The 25488-nt window shown below is 53.1% G+C and carries 22 protein-coding genes; 10 read left to right on the top strand and 12 right to left on the bottom strand.

What is annotated here, in order from left to right; translation table 11 throughout:
• Positions 1 to 15: 15 nt before the first annotated feature.
• The 3 genes from DYE26_RS18795 (at position 16) to DYE26_RS18785 (ending at position 2925) form a co-directional block, all read left to right on the top strand.
• Positions 16 to 570: a PadR family transcriptional regulator gene (locus DYE26_RS18795; protein WP_036626291.1), complete on the top strand. Its 555-nt coding sequence runs from the start codon at positions 16 to 18 to the stop codon at positions 568 to 570.
• Between the two features lie 533 nt (positions 571 to 1103).
• Positions 1104 to 1667 (top strand): RNA polymerase sigma factor, encoded by a 564-nt coding sequence (locus tag DYE26_RS18790; RefSeq protein WP_036626289.1) that lies wholly within the window; start codon positions 1104 to 1106, stop codon positions 1665 to 1667.
• Positions 1633 to 2925 (top strand): DUF4179 domain-containing protein, encoded by a 1293-nt coding sequence (locus tag DYE26_RS18785; protein WP_036626287.1) that lies wholly within the window; start codon positions 1633 to 1635, stop codon positions 2923 to 2925. The genes DYE26_RS18790 and DYE26_RS18785 overlap by 35 nt, the downstream gene beginning before the upstream one ends.
• Before the next feature lie 82 nt (positions 2926 to 3007).
• Here the strand turns inward: DYE26_RS18785 and DYE26_RS33540 are convergent, their stop codons facing one another.
• The 4 genes from DYE26_RS33540 to DYE26_RS18770 all read right to left on the bottom strand — a co-directional run bounded on the left by DYE26_RS33540 (position 3008) and on the right by DYE26_RS18770 (position 6246).
• Positions 3008 to 3364 (bottom strand): hypothetical protein, encoded by a 357-nt coding sequence (locus tag DYE26_RS33540; RefSeq protein ID WP_124333272.1) that lies wholly within the window; start codon positions 3362 to 3364, stop codon positions 3008 to 3010.
• Positions 3365 to 3646: 282 nt separating this feature from the next.
• Positions 3647 to 4360, bottom strand: a complete 714-nt coding sequence (locus DYE26_RS18780) for an AIM24 family protein (RefSeq protein ID WP_036626286.1) — start codon at positions 4358 to 4360, stop codon at positions 3647 to 3649.
• 29 nt (positions 4361 to 4389) lie between these two features.
• Positions 4390 to 4803 (bottom strand): hypothetical protein, encoded by a 414-nt coding sequence (locus DYE26_RS18775; RefSeq protein ID WP_051985711.1) that lies wholly within the window; start codon positions 4801 to 4803, stop codon positions 4390 to 4392.
• Between the two features lie 276 nt (positions 4804 to 5079).
• Positions 5080 to 6246 (bottom strand): MFS transporter, encoded by a 1167-nt coding sequence (locus DYE26_RS18770; protein ID WP_227872942.1) that lies wholly within the window; start codon positions 6244 to 6246, stop codon positions 5080 to 5082.
• A 291-nt stretch (positions 6247 to 6537) separates the two neighbouring features.
• Here DYE26_RS18770 and DYE26_RS18765 point away from each other — a divergent pair, with 291 nt between their 5' ends.
• Positions 6538 to 7119, top strand: coding sequence for a TetR/AcrR family transcriptional regulator (locus DYE26_RS18765; protein WP_036626281.1), 582 nt, complete (start codon positions 6538 to 6540; stop codon positions 7117 to 7119).
• Between the two features lie 101 nt (positions 7120 to 7220).
• Entirely contained in the window at positions 7221 to 7985 is a 765-nt protein-coding gene (locus DYE26_RS18760; protein ID WP_036626279.1) for an SDR family oxidoreductase, read from the top strand.
• Here the strand turns inward: DYE26_RS18760 and DYE26_RS18755 are convergent.
• From DYE26_RS18755 to DYE26_RS18740, 4 genes are all read right to left on the bottom strand, one after another.
• The gene (locus DYE26_RS18755) at positions 7982 to 9670 is read right to left on the bottom strand and encodes a glycoside hydrolase family 13 protein (protein WP_036626278.1); all 1689 of its coding nucleotides are present in this window, start codon (positions 9668 to 9670) and stop codon (positions 7982 to 7984) included. The two genes, DYE26_RS18760 and DYE26_RS18755, sit on opposite strands and share 4 nt — an antisense overlap.
• A gap of 51 nt (positions 9671 to 9721) precedes the next feature.
• Positions 9722 to 10543: a carbohydrate ABC transporter permease gene (locus DYE26_RS18750; protein ID WP_036626276.1), complete on the bottom strand. Its 822-nt coding sequence runs from the start codon at positions 10541 to 10543 to the stop codon at positions 9722 to 9724.
• Positions 10540 to 11409, bottom strand: a complete 870-nt coding sequence (locus DYE26_RS18745; RefSeq protein WP_036626275.1) for a carbohydrate ABC transporter permease — start codon at positions 11407 to 11409, stop codon at positions 10540 to 10542. The genes DYE26_RS18750 and DYE26_RS18745 overlap by 4 nt, the downstream gene beginning before the upstream one ends.
• A gap of 74 nt (positions 11410 to 11483) precedes the next feature.
• Positions 11484 to 12488 carry a LacI family DNA-binding transcriptional regulator gene (locus DYE26_RS18740; RefSeq protein ID WP_036628826.1) on the bottom strand — a complete coding sequence of 335 codons (1005 nt, stop codon included), beginning with the start codon at positions 12486 to 12488 and terminating at the stop codon, positions 11484 to 11486.
• A 317-nt stretch (positions 12489 to 12805) separates the two neighbouring features.
• On the opposite strand from DYE26_RS18740, the gene DYE26_RS18735 reads away from it, so the two are divergent.
• Both DYE26_RS18735 and DYE26_RS18730 read left to right on the top strand, forming a co-directional pair.
• Positions 12806 to 14074 carry an ABC transporter substrate-binding protein gene (locus tag DYE26_RS18735; protein WP_036626274.1) on the top strand — a complete coding sequence of 423 codons (1269 nt, stop codon included), beginning with the start codon at positions 12806 to 12808 and terminating at the stop codon, positions 14072 to 14074.
• A gap of 214 nt (positions 14075 to 14288) precedes the next feature.
• Complete coding sequence (locus DYE26_RS18730; protein WP_036626273.1) at positions 14289 to 15425, top strand: phosphodiester glycosidase family protein; 1137 nt, start codon at positions 14289 to 14291, stop codon at positions 15423 to 15425.
• A 308-nt stretch (positions 15426 to 15733) separates the two neighbouring features.
• On the opposite strand, the gene DYE26_RS18725 is transcribed toward DYE26_RS18730, so the two are convergent.
• Positions 15734 to 16639, bottom strand: a complete 906-nt coding sequence (locus tag DYE26_RS18725; RefSeq protein ID WP_036626272.1) for a helix-turn-helix transcriptional regulator — start codon at positions 16637 to 16639, stop codon at positions 15734 to 15736.
• A gap of 151 nt (positions 16640 to 16790) precedes the next feature.
• Here DYE26_RS18725 and DYE26_RS18720 point away from each other — a divergent pair, with 151 nt between their 5' ends.
• On the top strand, positions 16791 to 18203 hold the full coding sequence (locus DYE26_RS18720) for an MATE family efflux transporter (RefSeq protein WP_036626271.1): 1413 nt from the start codon (positions 16791 to 16793) through the stop codon (positions 18201 to 18203).
• A gap of 167 nt (positions 18204 to 18370) precedes the next feature.
• Here DYE26_RS18720 and DYE26_RS18715 read toward each other — a convergent pair whose 3' ends face one another.
• Positions 18371 to 20245, bottom strand: a complete 1875-nt coding sequence (locus tag DYE26_RS18715; RefSeq protein ID WP_036626270.1) for an LTA synthase family protein — start codon at positions 20243 to 20245, stop codon at positions 18371 to 18373.
• Between the two features lie 593 nt (positions 20246 to 20838).
• Between DYE26_RS18715 and DYE26_RS18710 the strand changes: the two genes are divergently transcribed.
• Positions 20839 to 23052, top strand: a complete 2214-nt coding sequence (locus tag DYE26_RS18710; protein WP_036626269.1) for an endonuclease MutS2 — start codon at positions 20839 to 20841, stop codon at positions 23050 to 23052.
• 431 nt (positions 23053 to 23483) lie between these two features.
• On the opposite strand, the gene DYE26_RS18705 is transcribed toward DYE26_RS18710, so the two are convergent.
• On the bottom strand, positions 23484 to 23987 hold the full coding sequence (locus tag DYE26_RS18705) for a GAF domain-containing protein (RefSeq protein WP_036626267.1): 504 nt from the start codon (positions 23985 to 23987) through the stop codon (positions 23484 to 23486).
• Positions 23988 to 24195: 208 nt separating this feature from the next.
• On the opposite strand from DYE26_RS18705, the gene DYE26_RS18700 reads away from it, so the two are divergent.
• Positions 24196 to 24396 carry an aspartyl-phosphate phosphatase Spo0E family protein gene (locus tag DYE26_RS18700; RefSeq protein ID WP_051985710.1) on the top strand — a complete coding sequence of 67 codons (201 nt, stop codon included), beginning with the start codon at positions 24196 to 24198 and terminating at the stop codon, positions 24394 to 24396.
• On the opposite strand, the gene DYE26_RS18695 is transcribed toward DYE26_RS18700, so the two are convergent.
• Positions 24378 to 25340 carry an alpha/beta hydrolase gene (locus DYE26_RS18695; RefSeq protein WP_036626263.1) on the bottom strand — a complete coding sequence of 321 codons (963 nt, stop codon included), beginning with the start codon at positions 25338 to 25340 and terminating at the stop codon, positions 24378 to 24380. The two genes, DYE26_RS18700 and DYE26_RS18695, sit on opposite strands and share 19 nt — an antisense overlap.
• Positions 25341 to 25488 lie beyond the last annotated feature (148 nt).

Raw genomic sequence — 25488 nt, 5'->3', positions numbered from 1 at the left:
GAGGATAATATCCAAGTGAGTTCCATTAAATTTGTATTGCTTAGTTTATTGGCTCGGGAACCTTTAAGCGGGTATGACATCAAGCAGCAGATGAAAGATAGAATTAATTTTTTCTACAAAATCAACAATAACCAGCTCTATCCGTTGCTTTCCAAACTGGAAACGGAAGGGCTGGTGCAGCTGCAATCGCATGAACGGGAATCGTACAGACCGGCACGGAAAGTTTATAAAATAACGGACCAAGGGATTGAACATTTAAAGGAATGGGTCATGGAGCCAAGCGAGCCGGGGAATTGGGATGAATTCCTCCTCAAGCAGTACAACTCATGGTTGATTGCCCCGGAAGTTTTGATTCCTCACTTGAAAAAGAAAAGGGCTGAGCATGAGCAGCGGGTGGAGTTGTATACGGACAAGATCGCTTCGATTCGCGAGCAGAATCAGGAATTAACCAGCGACCATCCGCTTTTCTCGTCCATTGCCATTATCGAAATGGGGATAAGTTTTGAGAAGAGCTGCAGTGAATGGTGCGATAAAATGATTGGCTGGTTGAAGAGCAATCAGATTGGGTAGGACCTCTTCAAAAATTCATCTAACTTATTCAAACAAACTCAAAAAACAGAGCTTTATCAACATCCTGCAGTCGCTCAAATGAGCGGCTTTTAATTTTGCTCAAGAAACATCTCCTACCAAAGAGTTAACCTTGATATCAGCCGGAGGCCATCGTCTCGAGTGAATTCCTCCAGCAAAGCGGCAGCTGAAATAATTTATTCGGTATTTGGTAAAATATCACTATATGAATTATCGCTATATTTGCATCGTAAGGGTAATCACATCAATAGAAGAGAGAGCCCTGAAAGAAAGATGTCTCATCTGACCGAATAACAGTGATACTGTCGAAATATTAAATCAAGAGTTTGTAGGTGAATTTGATGATTGGTTTGAACTTGATGAAGTCCCTCAACTATAGTTTCCATTAAATCTATCCCCTCTACAACCTCTTAGGGATGCAGCAACTTCCCTGAGACCCGGGTGTGGAGCTTTTTTTGTGCAAAATGAACTTTTATAACCTCTGCGGTCTCTTACTTATGAAAAGGGGGGAGGACATGAAAGTAAGCCATCTGGTCAAACAAGCCCAAAAAGGCAACAAGGAAGCCTTACTGCAGCTAGTCATAGCCGATCAGGACGCTTATTATCGTCTTGCCTATGCATACATGGGAAACGAGCACGACGCGATGGATGCGATGGAAGACATGATTGTTACACTGTATGAAAAGATTGATCAATTGCGAAAGGGCGAAGCCTTCTACAGCTGGAGCAAAACCATTCTCGTCAATCGGTGCAAAACATTACTCCGCAAAAAGGCGCGGTTTCTTCCGCTGGAAGACGAGCGAGGACCATCACTTGCCGCATTGGCTGACAATCATCCATATCGCTATTCGGAGTCCGAGATGGACATGCAGGTGCTGCTATCTCATTTGAACGCACAACAGCGGGAAGCGATCGAACTTCGATATGTTCATGATCTCCCGTATCAGACGATTGCGGACATAACCGGTGCGCCGCTTGGAACCATCAAATCAAGAATCTCGCAAGGCATCCAAAAACTAAAAGTCATGATCGGAGGTGATCGTTATGAACACGATCGAAGAGAAATTACAGGAGCATAAGCAGTTTTTGAATAGGGTGCAGGCTCCGCCGGAACTTGAAGGCAGACTTCGCAATGCGCTTCAGAATGTTCCCGCTAAGAAAAGAAAGAAGAATCCAGCTTTGACATGGGGTATATCAACTGCCGCGGCGCTCCTTCTGATTGTTGGAATGTATGAATATCCTGCCTTCGCTTATTACGGAGGCAAGCTGCTTAATCAAAGCGAGTTGACCTCCCTGAGTTTTTCCGAAGTGGCCGAGCAAGGATACGGACAGCAGGTAAACCAAAGCAAAACGCTTGATGACGGTACTGTCATTACCATTAACGGTGTTATTGCCGACGATAACGCATTTTTAATGTATTACACCATTAATCGGCCCGCAGGCTCCGTATTGGATGACAATGGTTTCGTTCGTTACGGTGTAGACCAATTGCACGGGTTCTTGACTAATTCCAATCCGACTCAAGGAAACGGCAATTACAGCAAAGATGAAACCCGGTTCGAAGGAGTGTATAAATTCGAGCCGGTTAGTCCATTCTCCAGAACATTGACAGCTACATTCAGTGAGCGGCTGGGTAATGGGGAACAGGCATTGTATCCTATTTCCTTCAAGTTTGACCCTACTCAAGCGATGAAGAGTATCATTAAAGAGAATATTTCCAAATCCGTTCCTGTTGATCAGGGCGCTGTCCACTATGACTCCATTACCGCTTCGCCATCTTCAACCATCGTGAAGGCGCATTATGAATTAAAGGAACCCCCAAGATATCCAGCCAATACTAAGCTTTATGTTAATGGAACAGAAGTGAAAAATTGGGGATATAGGGGGGCGGTTGGTTCGGGATTTGAAATTGAATTTGATGTGCTTCCAACAGACAAGATTAAGACCATTGAACTTGTACTGGAAAGTTTCCCAGGATATCAGAAAGTAAAAGAACCCGTCTCCCTTGCCGCACCATCAGACCGATCCATCAAAATAGGAAATGAAAAGATATGGATTCGCAGCGTAACCAAAACCGACACAGGCTATGATATCGTGATCGCCAGAAAACAATTTGTACACTTGGAAACGGACCATTTATCCATACAAGCCGGCGGTAACGTAGTTCCCGTATCATCGATTTCCGCATCCCGCCCTTGGGATTTGAAAAATGGCAACATTCTGTGGGAGAATACGTATTCTTTTAACACCACGGACAAACCGGAGCTCCTCATGGTGGACGGGTTCGATTATATTAAAACCTACAATAAGACCATATCTGTAGATATAAAAAAATGAAACGAGCAAAGAGGTCCAAAACCAGCAACGGCGCTTGACCAAACCATCAGGCGCACCTCTGCATCCTAACCCGGTCAGCCTTTCAGTGCCATGGCACTTGGCCGCTTGGACCGAAGGGCCACAGGCGAGCGGGACGCCGCTGAACATCAAAGAGGAGCCCGCCGATAAAGCGGCGGTGCTCTTTTGTATTGTGCCGGGGCAACCTGCCAAACAGATTGCTCTTAGAATCTGCTTTGATAAATTGCTTTGAAAAACTGCTTCGAAAAACTGCTTCGAAAACATAAGGGCAAAAAATGGCGTTATTCCGGCAGTATCCGTCCATTTGAGAGACATAGAGGCATTTTATGCCGCTATTTTCTCGAATCATCAAGAAATGCCCGCGTTCTGGACCCTTCATAGGAAAATAAGGGCAAAAAATGCCGCTAATGGGGACAAACATGCCTGGCTCCGAATAATAAGGACATAAAGTGCCGTTATTTTGGGCTCAACCCAGAAATTTTTGGGCTCGACCCAGAAATCGGCGCTTGATTAACGTGTTATCTCGAATGATCAAGCTGTACGGTACATTTTCTACACTAACGGCTGCCACCCGCGCTTATCCACACTAATGCGCTTATCCACACTAATGGGCTTATTCACACTAATGCGCTTATCCACGCTATTGCACTTGTCCCGCAATCAAGCGACGCTTGTTGTTTTGAGCCCTATTTTTGGAGGCCGATCACTTAATAAACACGCCGCCAAAAGGGATCACCTCGCGCAGGAAACGTTTGACGATGCCGTCCTCCGCCTGCAGATCCCGTACCAGTTCACCGCTTCCGGGGCCGCCGGATTGGACCAGCACCGAGCCTTGTCCGGTCATTTTCCATTGGTAGCGCATATGTTGGCTGGCCAAGTGATTGCCGTAAACGGAGAGCTCCAGCTTGGCGCGCTCGGGATAAGCGAGCACCCGTCCGGCTTCCACGTAAAGCGGCTCTTCAGGATGCAGCGGCAGCTCGATCACCTGTCCTTGGGTCAGAATCCCGATTTGCCCTAGGCCGGAAAATTTGACTTTTACCGCGTCACGGGTGATCATCATGTTTTTCATGCTGAGAATGCGGTTCTCCATACGGATGCCTTCGGTATAAAAAAAGAGATGCCGGAAGTCGTACAGCAAGTCGCTCTCCCCGGCAAACTCGAGCACTTTCAAACCGATGGCGGGAGGGAGGGAGGCGGTTACCCGGCAGGGCCCCGTGAAATCGGCCCGCAGCAGCTTGCGTTTCCGGTAGATGCCTTTCATATTCATCAGTCTGTCGGTCCGGTGATGGGCCGGGCCGCGGTAAGCGATGACTTGCCCGGGGTGCAGCAGATGCAGCTTGTCGGCTTCGCGCAAGTCGAAGGTGACCGTATGCCCGCCCAACCCCGCCAGGCCGTCGTTGTGCTTTAGAATATCCATCATGGACTCCTCCTCTCCGTAGCGGCAAATCAGCGGCGGAGCGCCAACCGGACGAGCCGCAGCACGACAAAATAGCCCGCAAACAGCACGAGGCCGGCAAACGCCATCACCCGGATTTTTCGGGCATTGGCGTCACGGATCTGTTGCGCCTCCGTCAAAGCCGATACGGTAGCGGCGAGCTCCCTGTTGCGCGCCATTAGCTCCTCGTTTTGCCGGCGGAAGCTTTCCAGCGTTTCCTGCGTCGCATCGAGCTTGTCCAAAGTGTTCTGGTAATCCGCCTTTAATTCACTCACCTCGGAGGGGAGTTGCGACAGTTCATTGACCCCGCTCCAAAAATCGTTCCAATAGCCCGCCTCGGCCGGTTTTCCGCCCCCAAAGAGCAGTTCGCCGGCGAGCGGGACAAGAATAAGCAAGAGCAGGGACCGGTTCCGGTTTCTTATCAATTCCCCCACCTCCAAACATCAACAAACATCGTCATATATCAACTTTTACGTAATAGGGGGATGAAAAGTTTCTGAAGGGCTAATTCCTTCGGTTATTTCGGCATCCGTCTCTCGCTGCGCACGGCCACGCGGGCTGAAGCGGCCGCCATTCCCGCCTCGGCGATTTTCCCGTTTTCGACCCGGTAGACGGCGCTGGCCGGGGCTGGCCATTTTTATGAGGGGTTTGCCGGTCGGCAGGAAGACTGTCCGCTTTCCCGATGTGGACGCCGGCCTGGTCTAGTCTGCCGGTCTAATCTGCCGAAGGGTCAAAGCCCAAAACAAGAGGGCAATGGCGCTCACGGCGGCGCCGAACAGGCATACCCCTCTCCAACCGGAATAAGCGTAGATATGGGTTGAAGCGATAGCTCCGGTTGCGCTGCCGATGGAATAAAAGATCATGTATCCCCCAGTGAGCCGGCTTCGCGCTTCGGGACGCACGGCAAAAATTAAACTCTGGTTCGTGACATGCACCGCTTGCACTGCCGCGTCAAGGAGGAGGATGCCGATGACCAGGACAGGCAAGGAGTATTCGGTATAACTGATCGGCAGCCAAGATATCAGCAACAATACCAACGCCAAGCCCGTCGTTCTCTGCCCCAGGCCGCGATCGGCAAGCTGCCCCGCTTTAGACGCCGCCAACGCTCCGGCAACGCCGGCCAGGCCAAACGCCCCGATTGCGGTATGCGATAACGATGCCGGAGGCGAGCTCAAAGGCAGCACCAGGGATGTCCATAATGTGCTAAACGCCGTGAATATGAGTAAAGCCAAACCTGCGCGGATGCGCAGCACTCTTTCTTGTACGAATAATTGAACCACCGAGCGCAGCAATTGCGGATAGGATAATGGTTCCTTTTTGCCGTGATATTGCGGGAGTACCCGGTATAAAGTTACACCCATGATCAGCATTAAAGCTGCAGAGACCAGATAAACCGAGCGCCATCCGGCGATATCCGTTAAAATCCCGGCAAATGTTCGCGCGAGCAATATTCCGATCACGACTCCGCTGGTCACTAACCCGACGATGCTTCCCCTTTCGGACGGGGCGGCTAAAGTGGATGCGTACGATACCAACACCTGCGTTACGACCGCAAGCAATCCTACAACCGCTAAACCGGCAAACAGCACGGTGACGGTATTGGCGATGCCAACAACGGCAAGAGCCCCTGCGGATATTAGCATCATCACGATGATAAGCCGGCGCTGATTAAGAAGATCGCCGAGCGGCACCAGCATAAATAGCCCTAGTGCATAGCAAATTTGCGTAACGGTAATGATGCTTCCAACGGACGACCGGGTGATATCGAATTGTTCCGCCAGTGAATCGAGCAGCGGCTGTGCGTAGTAAACGTTGGAAACCGCCAGGCCGCAGGCGATGGCGAACAACAGAGCTATTTTGTACGACATAAAAGAAGAGGCAGCAGGTGCGGACGTTAAGGCGGCTCCTTGAGACGCAGCCTTGCCAGTACGGGCGCCAGCGCTTGCTTTCGCTTGGGATTTCTCCATCTTTTACCCTCCATCGCTAAAAAATGAATTTTATATACCGTTCGGTACATAATTTAACATAAACTATACTGCCTTGAAACTTTTTTTGTCAACAAATTTCATTGTGGTTACAGCGATCATTGACAATGAACACTTTGAAAAATAGAATTATTTTATACCAATCGATACTTAACGAGGATGATGGAGGTAACGATGGCCAGACTTCGCGAATTTGATAAGGAAAAGGCATTAGAGGCCGCCATGGAATTGTTTTGGGAGAAGGGGTTTGAAGCAACGTCTTTAACCGATTTAACTTCGAGAATGGGGATTCAGCGGCCAAGCCTATACGCGGCTTTTGGAGACAAAACGGAGCTGTTCGAAGCTGCCCTGCGTAAATACATGGGGTCCCACGCTTCTTATGTCCGCACCAGACTGCAAAAGCACGCAACCGTCAAAGAAGCGTTTCGCTCCTACTTTGAGAGTCTGGTGGAGGCGGAATACCAAGGAGGGGAGAATCGCGGGTGTTTTTGCATCAATACGATGGTGGAGCTGGCGCCGCATGACAAGAAATTTGAAGTTCTTACGAGAGAACATGAGATGTATCTTGCCGTAATATTCCAGGAGAAGCTTGAACAAGGCGTACAATCCGGCGAGCTTAAAGCGGATTTGAATGCGCAAGCTCTAGCTCAGACATTGGTCGTATCGCTCATCGGCCTTACCGTGCTGCTGAAATCGCGTCCTGAACGGTCATTTGCCGACAATTCCGTATCGGTTATATTGTCTTTATTGGATTAACGCGCATTCCTTTAGGCGCGAATGAGAGAGCAACATAACAAAATCCGCCCTATGCCATAATCTATTTGAATTTAAACTTAAATTTTCGGAGGTTATGGAACATGGGGAAATTGACAGGAAAAACCGCGCTGGTTACCGGAGCCGGCCGAGGCATCGGCAGAGCCATTGCGATCCGTGTGGGGCAAGAAGGGGCCTTGGTAGCCGTCCATTACGGGCAAAGCCGGGAAGCGGCCGAAGAGGTCGTCCGCGCCATCGAGCAAAGCGGAGGAACCGCATTTGCGATAGGTCAAAAATTCAGCGATGCCGGAAGCGTGGGGGCGTTTTATGAGGCATTGGACGAGGCGCTAAAAACACGCACGTACGACACCAGGTTCGATATTTTGGTGAACAATGCGGGGATCGCCTCCACGCTGCCGATTGAGGAAACTACGGAAGAGGTGTTCGACGAACTTATGGACATCAACGTGAAAGTCCCGTTTTTCCTGGTCAAGCAAGCTTTGCCGCGGCTGCGGGACGAGGGGCGGATCATTAACCTGTCGTCGGCCGTGACGCGGATCTCTTTGCCCGGCGTTGCCGCCTACAGCATGACAAAGGGGGCGATCAACGCGCTGACGTTGTCCTTGTCCGCCCAGCTTGGCCCGCGCCGCATTACGATCAACGCCATCCAGCCGGGCTTCGTGGAGACGGAGATGAACGCCCCGATGCTCCAGGATCCGGACTCGCGTCAATTTGGCGCGGACTATTCCATCTTCGGAAGATGGGGGCAGCCGCAGGACGTCGCGGATATCGCCGCATTTCTATCTTCCGAAGACAGCCGCTGGATCACGGGGCAGTTGATCGACGCCAGCGGGGGATCGCATCTTTAAGACACTGTATACTTGTACACCCGGGCTTCGTAAGGCCGCAGCGTCAATAGTCCCTGATCCGGCAGCGGCTCGCGCGCATAATTGCCGATGAGCAGCTCCGCGTCCGCTGCGGCAACCTCGGCGGGGAGGGCAAAGCTGGTCTCTTCGCCGAAGAAATTCAGGATGACGAGCAGCCGCTCGTTTCCGAACGCACGCACGTAGGCGAATACCCGGTCGTCATCTTCCGCAACCAAGGAGTAATCGCCGTAAACGATGATTTCGTGCTGTTTGCGCAATTCGATGAGACGGCGGTAATAGTGGAAAAGGGAATCCGGATCCGCCAAGGCCGCCTCCACGTTGATCTCCTTGTAATTCGGGTTGACGGCGATCCAGGGCGTTCCCGTCGTAAAACCGGCCTGCGCTTCCGCGTTCCACTGCATCGGCGTGCGCGCATTGTCCCGTCCTTTAACGTAAATGGAGTTCATGATCTTTTCTTCCGGATGCCCCAAGGCTTTATATTCCCTGTACATGTTGATCGTCTCGATGTCCTTGTATTCGCCGATCGAAGCGAATTTCACGTTGGTCATGCCGATTTCTTCGCCTTGGTAAATGTATGGCGTACCCTGGAGCGTATGAAGGAGCGTGGCCAGCATTTTCCCTGATTCTTTGGGATAGCGGGTTTCGTCGCCGAACCGGGAGAGCAACCGCGGCTGGTCGTGATTGTTCAGGTACAGGCTGTTCCAGCCTTTTCCGTTCAGCGAAGTTTGCCATTTGGTAATGTTCGCTTTGATATCGGCAAGCCTCCAGGGTTTGACGTCCCATTTGCCGCCGGGACCGGAATCGACATCCATCAGCTCAAAATGGAAAATCATATTGAGCTCGCTGCGGTCCTCGCCGACATAATGCAGCGCATCCTCGGGGCTGGCGCCGATCGCCTCGCCGACGGTCATCACATCGTATTTCGACAGCACTTCCCGGTTCATTTCCTGCAGATATTCATGGACCCGCGGGCCGTTGACAAAATATTTTCCGCCAAAATGATAGCTGCCGTCCCGTACGTCCGTCCCCGCATCCGGCAGTTCCGGAACTTTGGAAATCAGGTTGATCACGTCCATCCGGAAGCCGTCGATCCCCTGATCCAGCCACCAGGTCATCATCTCGTAGACTTCGCGGCGGACCACCCCGTTATCCCAGTTCAGGTCGGGCTGCTTGCGGGAGAACAGGTGCAGGAAATATTCATCGGTCGCCTCGTCATACTCCCATGCCGGCCCGCCGAAAAAAGAACTCCAGTCGTTTGGTTCCCGTCCGTCCTTGCCCGGGCGCCAGATGTAGTAATCCCGGTACGGATTGTCCGGCGATTTGCGGGATTCGGCAAACCAGGCATGTTCGTCGGAAGTATGGTTTACGACCAAATCCATGATCAGCTTCATGCCCCGCGCGTGCAGGCCGTCCAGCAGCTCCCGCCAATCGGCGAGCGTGCCGAATTCGGCCATGATTTCCCGGTAATCGCTGATGTCGTAGCCGTTGTCATCATTGGGCGACCGGTAAACGGGGCATAACCAGACCACATCGACGCCAAGCGTCTTAAGGTAATCGAGTTTGGACACGATGCCTTGCAGATCCCCGATGCCGTCGCCGTTGCTGTCCATAAAACTGCGGGGGTAAATTTGATACACTACGCTTTCTTTCCACCATTTTTTTTGCATGATGAGCTCTCCTCTATATTTAGTTGAGTTTGCAACCGGTTAAACTGCAGCCTAAGCTTTGACCGCGCCTTGCGTAATGCCGTTGATGATCCATTTTTGCAGAAACAGGTAAACGACAACCATCGGCAGCAGGGCCAGCAGATAGGAGGCGAACGCCAGGTTGTAGTCCGTGCTGAACTGCCCCTGGAAGACGTACTGCACCAGCGGCAGCGTATATTGCGTCGGTTCGGCCAGCAGGATCAGCGGCAGCAGGAAGTCGTTCCATGTCGACAAGCTGGACAAAATCACCACGGTCGCGCTGATCGGCGCGAGCAGCGGGAAGATAATCCGCCAGAACGTTCCCCACGTCGAGGTCCCGTCGACTCTGGCCGCTTCTTCCAGTTCAATCGGCACGGACCGGATGTATCCGACGTAGACGAACACGTTAAACGGCAGGCCGTAAACGATGTACAGCATGATGAGGCCCGGAATGTTGTTCATGCCCAGATCGGTCGTCACTTTGACGACAGGCAGCATGATGATCTGAAACGGGATGAACATCGCGCTGACAAAGTACAGATACAGCAGCTTGAAAAAACGGCGGTTCATATTCCGCGCAATCGCATAAGAAACCAGTGAATTGGTTAGCAGGATGCAAACGACGGATACGACGGTAATGACGGCGCTATTGGCCAACGCGTGAAAAAAACCGGTCGCTTCGATGGCCCGCGCAAAGTTGCTGAAGTGCAGTCCCGTAGGCGGCGAGAAGATCGACTTCGCCATTTCCTCCGGATTTTTGAGCGCGATGCTTACCGTCATATAAAGCGGGAACAGAATAAACAGCGAGCCCAGGGCAATGAGAACCGTAGCCGGCCAGTTTGTAGGTTTTCTCATAGTTGATCCAACTCCCGTCTTTGCAGAACTTTGATTTGGAACAGGGAAATCGCCACGATGACGATAAAATAAATGACCGCGTTGGCCGACTGGTAAGCGAATTCGCCGCCGGTAAACCCGCCTTGGTAAATCAGCAGCGCGATCGAGCGCGTGGACGTGCCCGGGCCGCCTCCGGTCAGCGCGATGATCTGGTCAAACACCATGAGCCCGCCCTTCATGGCCAAAACCATGTTGATGGTAAAAAACGAAGCGAGCATCGGGAACGTGATCTTCCAGAACTCTTTCCATTTGGACGCGCCGTCCAGGCTCGAGGCTTCGTAAAGATCGTTTGGGATGGTCTGGAGCCCGGCCAGGTAGAGGATCGTATTGTAGGCGATGGACTGCCAGACGCCGACGATGACGATGCCGGCCCAAGCCCAGTCGGCGTTCCCGAGCAGGTTGGTCGAGAAAAATTCGCTGCCCAGCTTTTCGCCCCAAACGGGAAAGGCGTTGGAAAACAGGTAATTGAAAATGTAGCCGATAATCAAAACGCCCAGCACGTTCGGCAGGAAATAAACGGCGCGGAAGAAGTTTTTCGCTTTGATTTTCGAATTTAGCCCAAGCGCGATCACCAGGCTGATGACATTGATGAGAATCGTCGCAGCGATCGCGTACTTGAATGTGAAGATATACGATTCGAGCACATTGGAGTCTTTGAATACGTTGATAAAATTTTTCAGCCCGACGAACTCATAACCGTCGCTGAAGCCGTCCCAGTTCGTAAAGGCGTAAAATATCCCCTGCAGGGCCGGATAGGTGTGAAAGGCGAAAAACAGCAGCAAAGCGGGCAAAGTCATCAAATAAAAGGCCGTGCGGCGCTTGGTCATGGATGATCCTCCTTAAAACGGAATGAAGTGTGACAACCGAACGTAAACGTTTACGTATTGTGGGAAAAAAGACATCAGGCATAGGGTTTTACCGTCTGTCTTTCCACGATCGAATGGGCCATAATCCGGCTGCTTTCGGCTTCGCCGGTTTTGATCATGCGGATCAGCTTCTGGGATGCCAGATTCCCCATGTCATACAGCGGCTGGCGGACGGTGGTCAAAGGAGGAACCACCATTTGGGCCAGCTTGAGATCGTCATACCCTATAATCGACAGGTCCTCCGGAACCTTGATCCCATGCTTGGCGGCCACGGATAGGGCGGCGATGGCCATCTCGTCGCTGGCCGCGAACACCGCGGTCATATCCGGAGCCTTCCGCAACAAGCTTTCCATCGCTTCGCAGCCTCGCTCAAACAAGAAGTCCCCGTAAGCGATATAAGCGGGGTCAACAGGTATGCCGTGCGTTTCCAACGCCTTCTTGTAACCTTCGATTCTTGTGACCCCGGCGATTTTGTCATGTTTCGTCCCGCCGATCAAGGCGATTTTTCGGTGGCCGATCCGGATCAGATACTGGACGGCGTCAAAAGCGGCCTTAAAATCGTCGACCTTTACGTACGGTACGTTCTTGTAATTCGACTCCGTCGAGACCAGCACGAACGGAATTTGCATTTTCTTTAATGCCTGATAGTACTCCTTCTTCAACACTTCGCTTGAAAAAATCACGCCGTCAACCTGCTTCTCCCGCAGCACCTGCAAATATTTGAGCGTCCGCTTCCCGTCGGAATCGGTATTGCACACCACAACGCTGTAGCCGTTGTCCTGGGCGTAGTCTTCCACCCCGCGGAGAATTTCCGAAGAGAAGAGACTGGACACGGTGGGAAACATGACGCCGATCGTATGGGTCCGTTTATTGATCAGACCGCGGGCGATCGCATTGGGCTGATACCCGATTTCTTCGATGGCTTTAAACACCTTATCTTTCGTCTTTTCCGAGTATCCGGGCAGGTTGTTGAGCACCCGCGACACAGTCGCGATAGAGACATTGGCTTTATTGGCCACGTCCTTGATGGTTGGGTTCATTTTCTTTACCAGTCCCGTCTGCAAAAAATTTTGCTTACGCAGGAACGAGCGGCATCCAACGTAAACGCTTACCCAAATCTTAGAACGCGCCTTTTATTTTGTCAACTTTGTTTTTTTCATGGTGAGAAGGGGCTTTCCCAAAGGGCATTGACAAACAAAAATCGCGGTTATATATTTGGGGTAAGCGTTTACGTAATGCGTCTTGTTTTTTTGGACATCAGGAATCGGCTAAAATGGGCGAGCGACGCCCGAAAGCGGGGCCATTTACGTAAACGTTTACGTTTCTCATTCCAATTTGATCAGGGGGATTTAAGACGATGAAGAAAATAATAGCACCCGTATTGACTGGCCTGCTGGCAGTGTCCCTGCTTGGCGCCTGCGGCAATGGTTCCGGAAACGGCACGGGAGCGGCAGCGGGCCAAACCTCTGGCGGTTCCTCCGGCAAGAAGGTCGAAATCGAATTTTTCCAGAACAAAACGGAAGCCAAAGCGACGTTCGACAAGCTCATCGCCAAGTTTAACGAAGCCAATCCGGACATCAAGGTGACCCAAGTTAATCCGCCTGACGCCGAAACCGTGCTGAAAACCCGCGCGGCGAAAAAGGACATTCCGGACGTCGTAGGGCTCGGGGCCACCGACACGTTCAAGACGCTGGCCGCCGGCGGCATGTTCAAGGATTTCACGGACAATCCGCTCGTCCAGACGATTCAACCGGCCTATATTAAAATGCTGAACGACCTGACGGGCTCCGCGGAGCTGAACGGGCTTCCGTTCTCCGCCAACGCCAGCGGCGTGATTTACAATAAAGCGATCTTCAAGGAAGCCGGCGTCGAAGTGCCGAAAACCTGGGACGAATTCATCGCCGTGGCCGAGAAATTCAAAGCGGAAGGGAAAAACGCTTTTTATCTCACGTATAAAGATTCCTGGACCACGCTGGTGCCGTTCAACGCCCTTGAGCCAAGCATCGCCGGCACCGATATTTTCAAGCAGCGCCAGGAAGGTACGGTGAAGTTCGCGGATACGTTAAAAGAAGTGGCCGAGAAGCAGCTGAAGCTGCTCGATTACGGGCAGAAGGATATTTTCGGCAAAGGTTACAATGACGGCAACACCGCTTTCGCCAAAGGCGAATCCGCGATGTATCTGCAAGGGGTATGGGCGATACCGGAAATTCAGAAGGCCAACCCGTCGATCGAACTCGGCGTGTTCCCGCTCCCGGCGACCAATGATCCGGCGCAAAACAAAGTGATTTCCGGGGTGGACACGCTGCTGACGGTATCGAAAAATACGAAGCATCCCGAAGAAGCGATGAAATTCGTTCAATTTTTGCTGCAGCCCGATAATGTGAAGCAATATATCGACGAACAGAAGGCGTTCCCGGCGATCACCGGGGTTACGCAGGACGATCCGGTCATGGACGGCTTCAAGGAAGCGTTCACGGCCGGGCAAATTTCCGACTTCGCGGACCATTACATTCCGGGGGCCATGAAGCTAGACTCTCTGATTCAGGGGTTCTTGCAAAAGAAGGATGCCGCTGCCTATTTGAATCAGCTGGACACGGAGTGGGATAAGGTCGCCGCCCGGAAGTAAAAAAGTGTTGCCATCGGGCAACGTGCGGCAGGGCCGCCCAGGCTAACTTGCGAATTGGATTGCGGACATGCGTTTCTACCTCCTATAATTAGGATGGAATCGTGCTAAGAACGGGACAAAAGCGTGGCAATTATGAGGTTACTGAAACTTTCATCCCGGAGAATTCGTTATATTAGCATCATTCGATCATAGACAAGGTAAGGGGAAAATCGACATGCCCACAGCATCTTTGCCCAGCCGGACCTCGGTTAAACGGGGGAAACGGGGCCAAAAACGCAAGAAAACGCCAAAAAGACGAAAACGCGGCTTTATCTATTTTTCCTCTTTAACGTTTCTGGTGATGTTATGGATCGGAATGGCGGCCATGATATGGCTGTTCTTTACGCCTTCCGGCAATAACGTCCGGTTCCTTATGGCCGATACCTTGATTACGACGCAGCACCGCCATTGGGCCAAATACATTATCGGGCAAGCGGAGCTGGACAAGCGGGTGGCCGCCTATCAGGCCCAGTTTGAGCAGATGGGCGAAGAGAAGGATACCCATACGATCGCAGCCCCGCAGCAGGAAGAAACCAAAGAAGAAAAACCGCTTGTCGAAATCGAAGAGGTTTCAGGCAGCGGCTATCACGGATACGTCTTGACCGTCAACGATCCGACGAAAATCCGGCTTGGCGTTCCGGCCAAACGCGGCAAAGGCGAGAAGGTCTCCAGCATGGTGCAGCGGACCGGAGCCGTCGCCGGCGTCAATGGCGGGGGATTTGCCGACCCGAATTGGAAAGGCAACGGCTTTAAGCCGATCGGGGTCGTGATTTCGCAAGGCAAGATTTATTACAACGGCCTCGGCTCCAAAACGTCCACCCAGGTGGTGGGGCTGGACAAGCAGGGGAAGATGATCGCCGGAAAATATACACTGAAAGAGTTGGAAGAGCTTGGGATTCAGGAAGCCGTCACGTTCCAGCCGCGGATCATCGTCAACGGCAAGGGACAGATCCGCAATCAAAAAGAAGGCTGGGGCATCGCACCGCGAACGGCGATGGGGCAAAGGGAAGACGGGGCGATACTGTTCGTCGTGATCGACGGGCGCCAGCCGGGCTACAGCATCGGTGCAAGCTTGTACGACGTGCAGCAGGTCATGCTGGAGCACGGCGCGGTCATCGCCGCCAATCTGGACGGCGGGTCGTCCACCGTGTTGGTGAAAGAAGGCGGGGAAATCGTCAACAAGCCGTCCTCGGAATACGGGGAACGGTATCTCCCTACCGCCTTTCTCGTCTTCGAGCACCCGGAACAGGCCGACATCCCCAATATTTGGGAAGGGCTGCGGCCGCAGGATATCGACCCGGGCAAAAAATAAAATCCGGCGTCTAGGCTGTCCAAGCAGACAAATCTGCTGTTGGGCGGCCTTTTTTTGTCTTAGAGAGAAGCCCCCCTCATAAAATAGCGGAACTTTATAGTCTTATTTTCCGGAATGAAGCGTGTTCATTGCACTTAGCGGAATCTTTTGGCCTTATTTTCCAATGAACAGTGAAAAAAGCAGCCATCTCCCTGCGGCTTGAGAAAACAGCGCCATTAAACTCCTCTATTTATCTAAAAATGGGTGATACCGTCGAAATAGCGACATTTTTTCCCTTTATGTTTTCGCTTGAGTTTTAAAACCGTCAGCTAATGCTTGTTCCAAAAGAAGCGCTGCCGGTATTTTCGCGGCGACAGGCCTTCCATTTTCGTGAAGCAGGCGGTGAAATAGGAGGCCGTGTTGAAGCCAACCTGCTCGGCGATCCGCTCCACGGTCAGGTCCGTTTGCAGCAGCAGCAGCTTGGACTGCTGGATGCGCAGGCGCAGCAAATATACGGCCGGCGGGCAGCCGAACACCTTTTGCATGCAGCGGGCGATATAGACGGGATGGAAGTTGATGCTTTCGCCCAGCTTTGTCGCGGAAAAGGGCTCGCGGTAATGCTTGCGCAGGTAGGAGGCGGCCGCATCCGCGCAAACCGATTGCGGGGACGGCGCGTCTCCGCCGGCGGAGGCGGAAAGCTGGACGATAACCTCCTGAAACAAGGCCTGCTGCCTGAGCCGGACGCCGCTTATATGGATGCTCCGGTTCATCTCCGTCAACTCGCCGATCGCGGCGGCCAGCTTTTGCGGTTGAGCGAGCTTCATGAACTGGGGGAGCGGAACCGTATAAGGCGCCACGGAGAAAGGGCGTAAAGCCGGCGGCCCCGGCGTTTCCTTGTCCGCATAGCTTCCCTGCTGCTGCCGGTATTCCTCCTCTTCGACGACGCGCCAATCGCCGAGAATTTGAAAATGCAGCCAATGATGCAGCGTCTCTTCCCGGCAGCCCTCCACGGCGTAATGATAGCAATCCGGACGGAGGATCAAGGCGTGGCCGGATTCGACTTCATAATCTCTGCCCTCCTCCCCGACGTACAGGCAGCCGGAAACGACGACGAGCAGGTCGAACGCGCCGATATTTTGCCGGCTGGGATGTTTGCCCCCCACCGGCAGCAGCGTAGAGCCGCTGACGATATAATGCGGCAGGGGAGGCGCGGTAAATTCGATGATCGGAGGCATAATACGCCAGCTCCTCTGAGGTTGGAATATTGAAAGTTTGAGTTGATTCGTTGATACATTAATTACAATATAGCATTTATAATGTGTTTCATGCTAACAAGACAGAAGTGAGCGCGATTATCCGCTCCCCGTACTACAGGAGGTTGTAATAATGAAGAAAATCAAGGGCGGCGAAAGAGACCGGTTCTCCCTTTGGCTGCTCGCCTGGCCGATTTTTATCGAGCTGTTTCTGCAAATTTTGCTCGGCACCGTCGATACGCTGATGGTCAGCCGGATTTCCGACAACGCGGTTGCCGTCGTCGGTTTCTCCAATCAGCTGTTTAACGCGCTTACGACGCTGTTTGCCACCATCGCCAGCGGCGCCGGCATCGTGATCGCGCAAAAAATAGGCTCCGGCCGGGAAGAGGACGCCCGGACCGTAGCGATTATCGCCTTTAAAGTAACGGCGTATATCGGCATCTTCCTCAGCGTGTTGCTGATCGCCGTGCCGAAACCGATCGCCCGGGCGCTGCAGCTTCCGGAAGAATTGCTGCCGATGGCGGAGGTGTACATTTCGATCGTGGGCGGCGGCATGATCCTGACCGCGATGATCTCCATGCTCGGAACGGCGATCCGCAATACCGGAAACACGAAAGGACCGATGTACACGGCGGTGGGGATGAACATCATCCATATCGCGATGAACTATTGCTTTATTTTCGGCGCCTTCGGTTTTCCGCAGTGGGGATTGACCGGGGTGGCCATCTCGACCGTGATCAGCCGGCTGATTGCAACGGTAGTCCTGCTGCTGATTTTCCTCGGCACCTTTCAGCGGCGCATCGGCTTTAAAGATTTGCCGGTTTTCGACCGCAAGCTGTTCAAGGAAATTTTAGTCATCGGTTGGCCGCTGGGCGTCAATTCGGCCAGCTGGGTATTTTCGCAGCTTGCGATCTTCTCGTTCCTCGCTATCCTCGGTTCCACCGAGCTCGCGGCAAGGACGTATATGAACACGCTGGAATCGTTTTGCTTCATGCTCGGCTTCTCTCTGGCGATGGCGGCGCAAATCCAGATTGCCCACCTGTACGGCGCAGGCAAAACAAAGGAGGCTTACCGGGCGGTCTACCGCGTGCTGGCCTTCGGACTTCCGCTGGTGATCGTCAACGCTTTTATTCTCGTATTGATCGGCCCGGCGCTGATGGGCGTGTTTACGAAAGATCCGGAGATTTTGGCGCTTTGCGTTTCGCTGCTGTGGCTGAATTTGTTGCTCCAGCCGGGCAAAATGGTCAACATGGCGATCGGCAACTCGCTGAACGCGGTCGGGGATACGAAATATACGATGGTCATCTCCCTGATTTTCATGTGGCTGATCGCCACCGGCTGCTCCTATTGGTTTGGCGTTTCCATGGGCTGGGGCATCATCGCGATCTATCTTAGCATGATCACCGATGAATACGTGCGCGGCATCCTCTCGTACTTCCGCTGGCGGGGCCGCAAATATTTGCGGATGAAGGAAGCCGACCTGAGCCGGGAAGAGCAGCCGCCGGGAGGCGCCCCGCTGGACGGCGTGGAGAGCCCGGCATTGTGAAGCGGCGCTGGTGTCCGTTAGAATCCGCAGCTTCGCGAAGATATAGCGCCAAGCCGAGCCCCAAACCCGGGCGAAACAAAAAAGCTGCCCCAGCCTGGAGCGGCGGTCTCCTGTTTTACAACAGAGGCAGCTCGCCTAGCGCCATGGGGCAGCTTTCTTTTTATAAGTTATTGCTTCTCTTCCTTAACACGGTCCGGGAGCTGCTGGACGTAGCTGTCGGAGAGGCGGAGCAGCTCCAGCGCCCGGTTGTATTCGTCTTCCGTCGTCAAAGCTTGGCTTACGCCGTCTTTGGCCAGCGGGTATTGGGTCCCGTCGTTGTACCAAACCCCCGGCATAAACAACGCCTTGTTGTTGAGGAACGAACCGGAAGGCAGGTAGTAACGCTGCGGCAGCAGATTGTATTCCGTTTGATTCAGGATGTCCTCGCCGAAATGAATGTGATCGTGGAGCGAAACCCCCAACAGGTTGGCGACCGTCGGCAAAATATCAACCTGGCCGCCGACGTTCTCCATCTCCTTCGGAGATTGGCCGGGGACGGAAATGATCAGCGGGATGTTGATCATGTCGATATAGCTGTATTCCCGGCCATAGATTTCCTGCATCAGCTCCAGGCCGTGTTTGTCCAGGGAATACATCGGCAGGCCGAGGTGGTCGCCGTAAATGACGACAACGCTGTTATCCCAAATGCCTTTTTGCTTCAGATCGTCGATAAACTGGCCGAGGGCGTAATCGGCGTAGCTTTGCGCCCGCAAATAGTCGCCGACCATATTGTCCTGATATCGTTCCGGCAGCTGGATTTTGTCCTTTTCATGCGGCGTCGTAAACGGATGGTGCGCCGTCATCGAAATGACTTGAGCGTAGAATGGCTTGCCGCCCAGCTGCATTTTATCCAGCTCATCCGCGGTTTTCTTGTACAGCACTTCGTCGGAAGGGCCGAAGAAAACCGTATCCTCCGTGCCGAAAAACTTCTGGTCGTAGTAACGGTCCCAGCCTAGAGCGGCGTATAGTTCCCCGCGGTTCCAGAAATCGACCGCATTGGTGTGGAAGGTAGCGGTGTCGTACCCCTGCGACTTCATCAATTTCGGCAGGCTGGGCAGCTCCTTGTCCGGATAGTTTTGCGTGGCCGCCTCATTATAGGGAATGTAGAACGAGGTGTTCACGACGAATTCGGCGTCCGAGGTGTTGCCTTGTCCGACCATTTGATAAAAATGCTTGAAATAGGTATTGTCCTTCACGAGCCGGTTCATGACCGGCGTCACTTCCTGGCCGTCGACTTTCAGGTTGATCAGGAAGTTTTGGAACGATTCCAGTTGGATGATGATCAGGTTTTTGCCTTTGGCCGCGCCGAAATATTTCGGGTGGGCCGGCTGCGCAATCCCTTTAAGCTGGTCGATTTTGGTTTGGTTAATCTGTTTGCTGTCGACGAGATCTTCTTTTTTGCCGGAAAAAATCGTGTACGCTTCGTAGTTCAGGATGCCCATTTTCTCCGCTTGCTTAATTTCGTTCATGCTGGCGCGGTTAGGCCATACGTTGAAGATACACAGGAGGACCGAAGCAGCAAAAATACCCGCGATTACGCCGGTGCTGGTCTTTTTTAAATTGAAAAAGCTTTTGAGCTGCTCGGCTCTTTTTTTGCGCAGCAGCCAGTAGCTGATGATGACGATATCGAGAAAAATCAGCAGATAGTACGGCGCCAGCAAGGAAAATACGCTGTGTTTGACCGCGGTAACCTGATTGACCTGCTCCAGGGCATGGTAATTAACAATGACCCCGTAATATTTATGATACATAACTGCGGCGAAAAATATGGCGGTGACGATGAAGTTGACGGTCAGATAGAGGCCGATTTTACGCTTGGAAGAAAACCATTCGATCAGGCAAAACAGCGCCCAAATGAAAGGAATTTCCCTCAGCAGAGGCCCCCAGGCGGGAACTTCGTCAAAGATGGTGATCCAAACGACGTAAATTTTCAATATCATGATGACGGAGAAAAAGACAAACGGCTTAATGTTGGCCAGCCGGATACGATTGAATTGTAACACGACGTTTCCTTCCTTTCCGCTTTGTTACGTAGTTCGCTATTTAATACTGGCTTTACATTTTTACACCCCTAATATAATACATGAATTAGGAGAAAGAATAAAATAATTCAATTCACTCATTTAACAAGATACCCCAAACATGGCTTCGTTAACATCGCGTTAGTTCTCATTATTGACTTGTTACGGCGGTTTTTGCTAAATTAGAGGTATCCTTCTGACGGGAGAGATTTTAATGTCGGTGAATGTTCTTAACTAATCAATTTCATATGGACCGAAAGCAGGTTTTCAGGGACGCATTCAGGGCGACTTCGCGGCCGTTTGAGCTTAGGAGCATACGTCTGTTTGAACGTACTCTTGTTTCGGTCTGTTGAATTTAGTTAAGAACACACGCGGAACATCATGCAAGCGCCTTTGGCCGCTGCCTGCTTGTGGAATGTAAAGCCGTGCTGTATTCAGCGCGGCTTTTTTGCATTTTGCGGGAACGCAGGCATATAGCGGAAGAGGTGTGGGCAAAGGATGGCATTCGTGCTGTCCTTTGCCTTTTTTTGTGCTCTCGGATAGAAGGATGAACCGAAAATGAGGAGGTTTTGGACATGGAAAAATTTTCGCTGCACATGCTGGAATACGAAAGCATCAAACAGGAGCTGATGAGCTACGCCGTATCGTACGAAGGGCGAAACCGGATCGCGGAGCTGACGCCGCTGGAGGAGAAACGGCTGATCGAACGGGCGATCGCGGAAACGGCGGAGGCGCTTGCGCTATATGGAAAAGGGGCCAGCGTTCCGCTCCCTTCGCTGGATGGAATCGAGCTGGTAGCCTCGCTGCTGGGCACCGGCTACCTGTTCACCGAGCAGGACTTAACGGCGGTGCAAACCTTTCTTCACAGCTGCGGCCAACTGAAGAAGTATATGGCCTCCAAAGGCGAGCTGGCCTGGCAAATCGGCGTTTACGCGCACGATCTGCGGGATTTGCCCGCGCTGCAGCAGGAAATTTTGCGCTGCATCCGGCACGGGGTGATCACGAATGAAGCGAGCCGGGAGCTGGAGAAAGTCCGCAAACGGATCGCGGTCGTGAAAGAGCGGATTCAGAAGAAGCTTCAGTCCGTGATGGCCCGCCATGCCGCGATTTTGCAGGAAAACATCGTCAGCGTGCGCGGCGGCAGGTACGTCATCCCGGTCAGGAAGGATTACTACAAGCAGGTGAACGGCCGTATGCTGGACCAGTCCACCAGCGGGCAAACGGTGTTTATCGAGCCCCAGGAGGTGTCGGCGCTGCAAAGCGAGCTGGAATTGCTGCAGGGAGAAGAGGCGCGGGAGGAAGCCAAGGTGCTCGGCTACCTGGCGGAGCTGGTCGAGCGGGAAGCCGAGGCGATATACCGGAATATTGAAATTACGGGGACGTACGATTTCATCTTCGCCAAAGCGAAATATGCGGCGGCGATCGGCGGCAGGGCGGTGGAGATCTGCGAGGACGGTTACACCGTGATTCGCGAGGCCAAGCATCCGAAGCTGCTGCAGGCGATGGTTCCGCTGGACGTGGAGATCGGCCGGTCATACCGGACGCTGATTATCACCGGACCGAATACGGGCGGCAAAACCGTCGTGTTGAAGACGTTCGGACTGCTGGCCCTGATGGTCCAGTCCGGGCTGCTCGTGCCGGTGGCCCCCGGCAGCCGGTTCGCGGTGTACCGCGGCATTATGGCCGTGATCGGCGACGGGCAAAACCTGGAGCAGTCGCTCAGCACCTTTTCCGCGCAAATCAGCGCGCTTGTTACAATGCTGCGCGAAGCCGGGCCGTCCACGCTGCTGCTCATCGACGAACTGGCGGCGGGAACCGACCCCGGCGAAGGCATCGCCCTGTCGATCGCCATCCTTGAGGAGTTCGCCCGCAAAGGGGCGACGGTGCTGGTGACGACGCATTTTAACGAGCTGAAGACGTTTGCCTCCCGGGCGCAAGGCTTCCAGAACGCGCGCATGGAATTCGACGCCGAGACGCTGCGTCCGCTGTACCGGTTGACGATCGGCCAGGCCGGCCGCAGCTACGCGCTGGAGATCGCGAGCCGGCTGGGGATCGCCCCGGGCATCGTGGAGCGGTCGCAGCATATCGTCAGCCGCCAGGCAGCCGAAGGGACCGGAGGCTCGGTGCTATGGGACGACATTTTGCCGGAGCCTGTGCCGCCACCGGAGCAGGAGCTGGCGCATGGGATGGAGCAAGGCTCGGCGACGTGGTCGATGCAGACGCCGGCGCAGGAACTTGCGCTGGACTTGGCGCAGAGGCCGGTACGCCCCGTGTCACCACCGGAGCCGCCGCAGCCTATGCGGGCCGATGCTGTGAAAGCGGCGGGGCCTAGAGGGGCTGCGGCCGGCGCGGAACCCGGGCCTGCCTCACCGGGGGATGCCTCACCCGGGCAAGCTGCCTCCGAGCCAGGACCGGAACAAGCCGGGCCGGACAAGAGCGGGCTGCAGGGCCAGCCGGAACTTGCCTCTTCTGACCCGGAGCAGCCGGCGAAAAAGAAACCCCAGGCCTTCGAGGTGGGCGATGCGGTGATAGTCACTTCGATCGGGAAGGTCGGTATCGTCAGCGCGCCGCAGGACAACCGGGGCATCGTCGAGGTGCTCGTGCAGAAGCAGCGGATCAAGGTCAACCATAAACGGCTCAAGCCCTACATCAAAAAAGAAGAACTGTATCCCGACGATTACGATTTCGATATTGTGTTCGACACCAAGGAAAACCGCAAAAAGCGGAAGCTGATGGGCAAACGGCACGTAGAAGGCTTGGAGATCGTCCGGAGACCGGGCGAGAACTAGGTTGAACTAAAAAGAAGCATCCCAGTCCGCCGTATAGCGGTGAGGATGCTTCTTTCGTTTTGCAGGGAGCTCCTTGGAAAAATCCAATAGATTGAGGCAAATCCATTCCGGCCTGAAGCTCATATTGGAAAAAATCCATTAGAATTCGCTCAAACCATCCGTTTTGCGCCCCGTCAAGCCCGAGCTGTTGGAAATATCCAATCCGGCGGCTGTATTTTCCATTAAATTTCGAGTTCTATTGGATATATCCAATCAGTACGCTGCGTCAGGCACAGTCGGGACTTCCAGACGCGGTAATCACTTCAGGAACTGTCAAACAGCTTGGTGCAATCAGAGCAGCCAGGCACAGTCAGAACAGAACAGCTAGAACAGCTAGAACAGCCAGGTACGATTAGGTACAACCAGGTACAATGAAGCGCAATGATGCACGGTTACGAATTCACCCCGGGCGAAACGGTGAGCTGCTCGGCCAGCGTGGCCACGAACTGCTCGAGGAAAGCCCGATCGGCCTCGTCGAAGCGCCGCTTGATCGGGCTGTCGATGTCGAGCACGCCAAACAGCTGCCCGTCCTTGACGATCGGCACGACGATTTCGCTGTTGGAAGCCGCGTCGCAGGCGATGTGCCCGGGGAATTCGTGCACGTCTTCGATCCGCAGCGTTTCCCGGCGCTGTGCACTGGTACCGCAGACTCCTTTGCCCAGCGGTATACGGATGCAGGCCGGCAGCCCTTGAAACGGTCCGAGCACCAGTTCCCGGCCATCATACAGATAAAACCCGACCCAGTTGATATCGTCCAAATAAAAATTCAGCAGCGCGGCGGCGTTGGCCAAATTCGCCACGTTGCTGCTCTCCTCATAAATCAAGCCCCGAAGCTGCGACAATACGGCGTTTTGCCGCTCTTCCCGGGAGCCCGAGTATTCGCTTGCGTGAAACATACGGGTATTCCCTCCTTGACTTCGCTTCCGGATCAAGCCCGGAAACGCGCTACGCGATAAAGCTATTATAAGCCAGCTCGCGTCCGAAGGGTAGGTGCGTTCATTTTACAAACTCCGACACGGTGTGCTATTTTTTATCAATTTTGCAAAATATGTTTTTTGGCATCATGAGGTAAAATAGGGGAAAGATCGTAGAAAAGGTGATTTTATGGCGACATCAATGTATAGGGAAACCCGACCAAAACATAAAAAAGTAAGCAACGAGCTCAAAGCGACGATCGAAAATCTGCGCTCTGAGCTGATGAACGCCGCGGTGGAGGACAACTTCAGCAGCGGCGCTATATTGGAGTTAAGCCAGCGTCTGGATCATTACATCGTGATGGCCCAAAATCAGATGCTGGGCAAATAAGCCGCCGTTACTGCTTCCGCCGCCATTTCCGCGCCAAGAACTTCATGAATAAAGGAATGAACCTCCGCTTTGTAGCGTTTCGGATCAACGCCGTAGGCGTTGGCATGGACCGCGCCTTCGATTAACAGCAATCTTTTCGGTTCCGGTTTATGCCGGAACATTTCTTTGCTCATGTAGGTGGGAACGTAGTTATCATCCGTCCCGTGAATGAATAAAACGGGCAGGCGGCTTTTTTCCACCGCTTTGATCGGACTGACCTGATCGAGCCGGAAGCCTGCTTTGCGCTGCAAAAGCCTGTTCACCAAAGGCAGCAGCGGATACGCCGGCAGCTTGTTCAGCTTCGTGAATTGATGCCGCATCAACTCCGTCAAATCGGAGTAAGGGCAATCGGCAATGACGAACTTCACGTTCGGATGCGCGATGCTTAGATATTCCAGCACGGTTCCACCGCCAAGGGATTGGCCATGCAGACCGATTTCGGTTTGTTCCCCGTAATGTTCCAAAATCCAATTTACCCAGGTTTGCACGTCATATTTTTCATAATACCCGTAAGTCGTGTATTTACCTTGGCTGCCGCCGTGACGCCGCTGATCGATCAGCAAAATGTTGAAGCCCGCGTCGCGAAACATGTCGATATATTGCGTTGAGGCGTGGAGCGAAACCGTATAACCGTGAACGATGATCATCCAGCGGCGGCTTTCCGGAAAAAATTCCAGCACATACCCGCTGAGCAGCAGGCCGTCCTGAGACGTGGCCTGCACTTGGCGTTTGTTCAGACGGTCAAACCGTTCCATGGAATAGACGCCCGTTTTCTCCAAATATTCATAGATGCGCTCTTTCGTCTGCAGTTTCATTTGGGTGATCTGACGAAGGGCGTAGCGCGGCAGGCCGCCGGAGATCAGCGCGGCCAGCAGCAGTATGGCGATGCCGAAAGTGTAGATCATCCGGGTGTTCCCTCCTTATTTTTGAGCTGATACCTATCCGTAAATGCTCTATCTGTAGACCATAGTATCACCGAAAAGACGGCAAGAAAATCATAGTCTGCAAAAATTGCCTTTTACCTTTGACGGGATCGCTTCGATATGATTAGCT

Source organism: Paenibacillus macerans, assembly GCF_900454495.1.
Lineage (GTDB): Bacteria > Bacillota > Bacilli > Paenibacillales > Paenibacillaceae > Fontibacillus > Fontibacillus macerans.
The sequence above is the reverse complement of the archived record's forward strand: the minus strand, read 5'-3'. Positions and strand labels throughout refer to the sequence as shown.